At 66.9% G+C, this 4,159-nt stretch carries 6 protein-coding genes and 1 pseudogene; 5 read left to right on the top strand and 2 right to left on the bottom strand.

The window, feature by feature from the left end:
- The 3 genes and pseudogenes from GA0115259_RS42510 to GA0115259_RS37365 form a co-directional block, all read left to right on the top strand.
- Positions 1-131 (top strand): annotated as a pseudogene (locus tag GA0115259_RS42510) (ribosomal-protein-alanine N-acetyltransferase RimI); the annotation flags it as partial.
- Positions 124-1,257, top strand: a complete 1,134-nt coding sequence (tsaD, locus tag GA0115259_RS37370; RefSeq protein WP_093605003.1) for a tRNA (adenosine(37)-N6)-threonylcarbamoyltransferase complex transferase subunit TsaD — start codon at positions 124-126, stop codon at positions 1,255-1,257. The pseudogene GA0115259_RS42510 and the gene tsaD, both read left to right, overlap by 8 nt.
- Positions 1,258-1,264: 7 nt before the next feature.
- The gene (locus GA0115259_RS37365; protein ID WP_093605001.1) at positions 1,265-1,516 is read left to right on the top strand and encodes a hypothetical protein; all 252 of its coding nucleotides are present in this window, start codon (positions 1,265-1,267) and stop codon (positions 1,514-1,516) included.
- Between the two features lie 232 nt (positions 1,517-1,748).
- Here GA0115259_RS37365 and GA0115259_RS37360 read toward each other — a convergent pair whose 3' ends face one another.
- Positions 1,749-2,147 carry an ATP-binding protein gene (locus tag GA0115259_RS37360; protein WP_093604999.1) on the bottom strand — a complete coding sequence of 133 codons (399 nt, stop codon included), beginning with the start codon at positions 2,145-2,147 and terminating at the stop codon, positions 1,749-1,751.
- 196 nt (positions 2,148-2,343) lie between these two features.
- Between GA0115259_RS37360 and GA0115259_RS37355 the strand changes: the two genes are divergently transcribed.
- On the top strand, positions 2,344-3,198 hold the full coding sequence (locus tag GA0115259_RS37355) for a helix-turn-helix domain-containing protein (RefSeq protein WP_093604997.1): 855 nt from the start codon (positions 2,344-2,346) through the stop codon (positions 3,196-3,198).
- On the top strand, positions 3,195-3,401 hold the full coding sequence (locus GA0115259_RS37350; protein WP_256098314.1) for a DUF397 domain-containing protein: 207 nt from the start codon (positions 3,195-3,197) through the stop codon (positions 3,399-3,401). Before GA0115259_RS37355 ends, GA0115259_RS37350 begins: the two co-directional genes overlap by 4 nt.
- Positions 3,402-3,503: 102 nt before the next feature.
- Here the strand turns inward: GA0115259_RS37350 and GA0115259_RS37345 are convergent, their stop codons facing one another.
- On the bottom strand, positions 3,504-3,860 hold the full coding sequence (locus tag GA0115259_RS37345) for a DUF805 domain-containing protein (RefSeq protein WP_093604993.1): 357 nt from the start codon (positions 3,858-3,860) through the stop codon (positions 3,504-3,506).
- Positions 3,861-4,159 lie beyond the last annotated feature (299 nt).

Raw genomic sequence — 4,159 nt, 5'->3', positions numbered from 1 at the left:
AGCGGCTGTACGAGCGGTTCGGCTTCGAGCCGATCGGCTTCCGGCGCGGCTACTACCAGCCGGGCAATGTCGACGCGCTCGTCATGCGCCTCCATATGAAGACACATCAAGGAACTGAGATCCATGGCTGACGAACCTCTCGTCCTCGGTATCGAGACCTCCTGTGACGAGACCGGGGTCGGCATCGTCCGAGGGACGACGCTGCTCGCCGACGCCATCGCGTCGAGCGTCGACGAGCACGCGCGCTTCGGCGGTGTGGTGCCGGAGGTCGCCTCCCGCGCGCACTTGGAGGCGATGGTGCCGACGATCGAGCGCGCGCTGAAGGAGGCGGGCGTCTCCGCCCGCGACCTGGACGGCATCGCGGTGACGGCCGGGCCCGGGCTGGCCGGCGCGCTGCTGGTGGGTGTCTCGGCGGCGAAGTCGTACGCGTACGCCCTCGGCAAGCCGCTGTACGGCGTGAACCATCTGGCCTCCCATATCTGCGTCGACCAGTTGGAACACGGCCCGCTGCCCGAGCCGACGATGGCGCTGCTGGTGAGCGGCGGGCACTCCTCGCTGCTGCTCGCGCCGGACATCACCAGCGATGTACGGCCCATGGGAGCGACGATCGACGACGCGGCGGGCGAGGCGTTCGACAAGATCGCGCGCGTGCTGCACCTCGGCTTCCCGGGCGGTCCCGTGATCGACCGGCTCGCGCGGGAGGGCGATCCGGCGGCGATCGCGTTCCCGCGCGGGCTGACCGGGCCGCGCGACGCGGCGTACGACTTCTCCTTCTCCGGACTGAAGACCTCGGTGGCCCGCTGGATCGAGGCGAAGCGGAACGCGGGCGAGGAGGTGCCGGTACGGGATGTGGCGGCGTCCTTCCAGGAGGCGGTGGTCGACGTACTGACCCGGAAGGCGGTCCGCGCCTGCCAGGACGAGGGCGTGGACCATCTCATGATCGGCGGCGGAGTCGCGGCCAACTCACGGCTGCGGGCGCTCGCGGCCGAGCGCTGCGAGCGGGCGGGCATCAGGCTGCGGGTGCCGCGGCCGGGACTGTGCACGGACAACGGCGCGATGGTGGCGGCGCTGGGCGCGGAGATGGTGGCCCGTAACCGGCCGGCGTCGGACTGGGAACTGTCGGCGGACTCGTCACTGCCGGTGACGGACCCGCACGTACCGGGCACGGCTCACGATGCCGACGCCGGTCGGCACGGCGACCAGCACCGCGACCACGACCATCTGCATGAGCTGAGCAAGGACAACCTGTACACATGAGGCACTCATGACCGTGGCGCTGATGTGGGAGGCCAAGGCGGCCCCCGGCCGGGCCACGGAGCTACTGGACTGGGCACGCGCCCAGCACCTCCCGTACGCGCCATCGCGCCGCGAACTCCTCCGCGCCCCCGAGGACCGCGTACTGGTCATCACCTGGTGGAACGGCCCGTACGAAGCCGACGTCCCCGAACTCCCGGACCCCCCACCGGCCTTGACCGCCCGCCCGGTACACCGCTGGCGCTTCGAGGCCGTGCAGTAGGACCCGTGTGCGCCGATTCGCAGACCACTATGGCCGGACTGGCCTCGTCTCCTTGGTCTCCTTGCGCAACTCATCGGGCGACGGCCATACCGAAGGGCACCGGTCCCAGCGCACGGACCAGCGCGCGCGAGTCGTACGACGCTCAGCGGTCAACCTCTGAGGATCGCCAGGGTGAGCGCGCTGCTCACAGCCAACACCGAGAGGAAGTAGGCGACTTGCTGGGCGCCGGGGCTCATCGCCTCGGCATACGGATCGCACACCGGATCTCCTTGCCGGAGGCGGTGAGCACGGTCTCCCAGCGCTCCGTCAACTCGTCGATCAGGAGCAACCCGCGCCCGTCCTCGGCCGTGTCGGACTGCTGCCGCTTGGCCGGGACGACGGACACAGGATCACTGACAGCGATGAGCAGACACGGCGCTTCCAGCCGTACGACCAGTTCGCACCGGCCGCCCGCGTGCTTGTGGACGTTCGTCAGCAGCTCCACGACGACGAGCGCGGCCACGTCGGCGACCGCCGCACAGCCCCACGAATCCAGCCGTTCGACCAGGTCACGCCGGACACGTCGTAACTCCTTGGGCACCACGGTGAGGCTCAGTCGCAGTTCTGGCTCGATACCGGCCACGCTCACCATGGCTCCTCCTGGCTGCTGCCGTACGGGCAGCACGGTGGACTACGGCTAGTCACCGGGGTGGTGCGCCGTGTTGTGCACTGATGGTGGAGGGTGAAGTGTCACCAAGGCAAGTTATTCCTCAAGGACTTCATCCCTGCGAGTGAAATCGGCATATGACTCCTGTGTGGCAGGCAAGTTGGTGAGCCATCATGTCGCCATGGCCCAGAGCGATATGCCCACGATGCGCAGCAGGCGGCTCGGCAACGAGTTGAAGCGACTCCGTGTCGAGAGGGGGTTCAAAGTCCAGGACATCGCCGACAAGTTGCAGTGCGGGCAGCCGAAGGTCTCGCAGATCGAGAACGGCAAGCGGGGCATCAGGCCGCTGGACCTGACGGTGCTGCTGGAGTTCTACGGGATCGATGACGAGGCGTACATCGCGAGCATCAGGCGGCTGGCGAAGGAGATCCACAAGGTCGACTGGTGGAGCAGCCAGGGCCCGCTGCTGCATGACACGTTGCGGGACTACCTGACGCTGGAGGCGGATTCGGAGCTGATCCGCGAGTACGACCCGTCCGTGATTCCCGGGCTGCTTCAGACCGAGGCGTACATGAGCCAGATCTTCGCGACCCGCCACCCGGCGGACAAGGTCGTCCAGCTTGTCAAAACGCGGATGAAGCGGAAGGAACTACTGGACTCGCACCTGGACTTCCGGCTGCGCACGATTATCGACGCGCCGGTGCTTCACCGCATCAGCGGGTCGTCGGCGGTGGCACGGGAGCAGCTTGAACATCTGCTGGCGATGGACGGGCGCCCGAACATCAACATTCAGATCCTGCCGCTTGATGCATCGATCCCGGCGGAGCAGTACGCACCGTTCACGCTCTTCTCGCTTCGGGGCGAACCGTCCATCGACGTCACATGGTTGGAGCATGTCACCGGTGGTACGTTGTTGGAACAGCGGACGGACGTTCAGGCATACGCACGGGTGTGGGACGAGTTCACAGCCGCAGCCCTCTCGCCTTCCGCATCCCGGCAGTACATTCGTGATCGCATCAAGGACAGTGGATCGTGAGCTCTGACGAGTTCAATGACGCGCTCTGGCACAAGAGCACGTACAGCGGCAGTGACAACGGCTGCGTTGAGCACGGTCTGTTGAGCACCGGCCGTCAGGCCGTCCGTGACACCAAGGACCGCGAGCGCGGCGTGGCCGTCTTCGGGCCGGCGTCCTGGCAGAGGTTTGTCGACGCGGTCCGCTCCGGCGTCCTGGGCGCGTGAGCGCGCGGTTGTCCGCGGGGCGGAGTCGGGCGAGTTCGTCGTCGGCATGACGAAGGCCCGTCGGCGGCGTGCCGACGGGCCTTTCGCGCGAGCGCTCAGATGTCAGTGCGCCGCGACCTGCTTGGGGTCGTAGCCGTACTTGTTCGGGCCCGCGGTGCCCGCAGTGGCGCAGAAGACGATCAGGATGATTCCGCCGACCAGCGGGATGAATCCAAACAGAAGGAACCAACCGGACTTGTCGGTGTCGTGGAGACGCCGCACGCTCACGGCGATGCCGGGTATCAGGACGGCGAGGACGTAGAGACCGATCAGGATGCTGTTCAGGCCGATCACGCTGTCGATGATCGCAACCACGATCTCCGCAAGGATGTTGAACAGGACGAACATCCAGAATTCCGTGCGGCGTGCCCGCCCGCTGAAGCCCGCGTAGTTCTTGAGAACGCCGAGGTACCAGTTCATTGTGTCCCCCCAAGGACGGCGAAAGAGGACCCGTCCGTCTCGGCGGGCTAGGGCGAAAGGTATGTGGCCGAAAATCGTATGGTCAAGTCGTTACCTAAAGGCCAGTTGGCGGAGTGGGTTCCCAACTGCGCGCAGGCCTCGCCCTGGCAGCAACCACGTAGGGGCGTGGGTGTGTCCTGAGGGGGGTTGTTGTCTGCGGGTGCAGACCGAGGGGTAGTTGTGGTGGGCCGGTTGGTTTGGTGCCGCGTGGGGGCCGCCCCTCTGTTTTTGATTGTGGCGGGGTCGTGCCGGGCGTCAAG

Source organism: Streptomyces sp. MnatMP-M17, from assembly GCF_900091995.1.
Classification (GTDB): Bacteria; Actinomycetota; Actinomycetes; order Streptomycetales; family Streptomycetaceae; genus Streptomyces.
Note: the sequence above shows the minus strand (reverse complement) of the source record. Positions and strands in the feature narration are given on the sequence as shown.

What these genes read in the sequence shown, in the direction of transcription:
- tsaD (WP_093605003.1), top strand. Translation starts at nt 124, where the DNA reads ATGGCTGACGAACCTCTCGTCCTCGGTATCGAGACCTCCTGTGACGAG.
- GA0115259_RS37365 (WP_093605001.1), top strand. Translation starts at nt 1,265, where the DNA reads ATGACCGTGGCGCTGATGTGGGAGGCCAAGGCGGCCCCCGGCCGGGCC.
- GA0115259_RS37360 (WP_093604999.1), bottom strand. Translation starts at nt 2,147, where the DNA reads ATGGTGAGCGTGGCCGGTATCGAGCCAGAACTGCGACTGAGCCTCACC.
- GA0115259_RS37355 (WP_093604997.1), top strand. Translation starts at nt 2,344, where the DNA reads ATGGCCCAGAGCGATATGCCCACGATGCGCAGCAGGCGGCTCGGCAAC.
- GA0115259_RS37345 (WP_093604993.1), bottom strand. Translation starts at nt 3,860, where the DNA reads ATGAACTGGTACCTCGGCGTTCTCAAGAACTACGCGGGCTTCAGCGGG.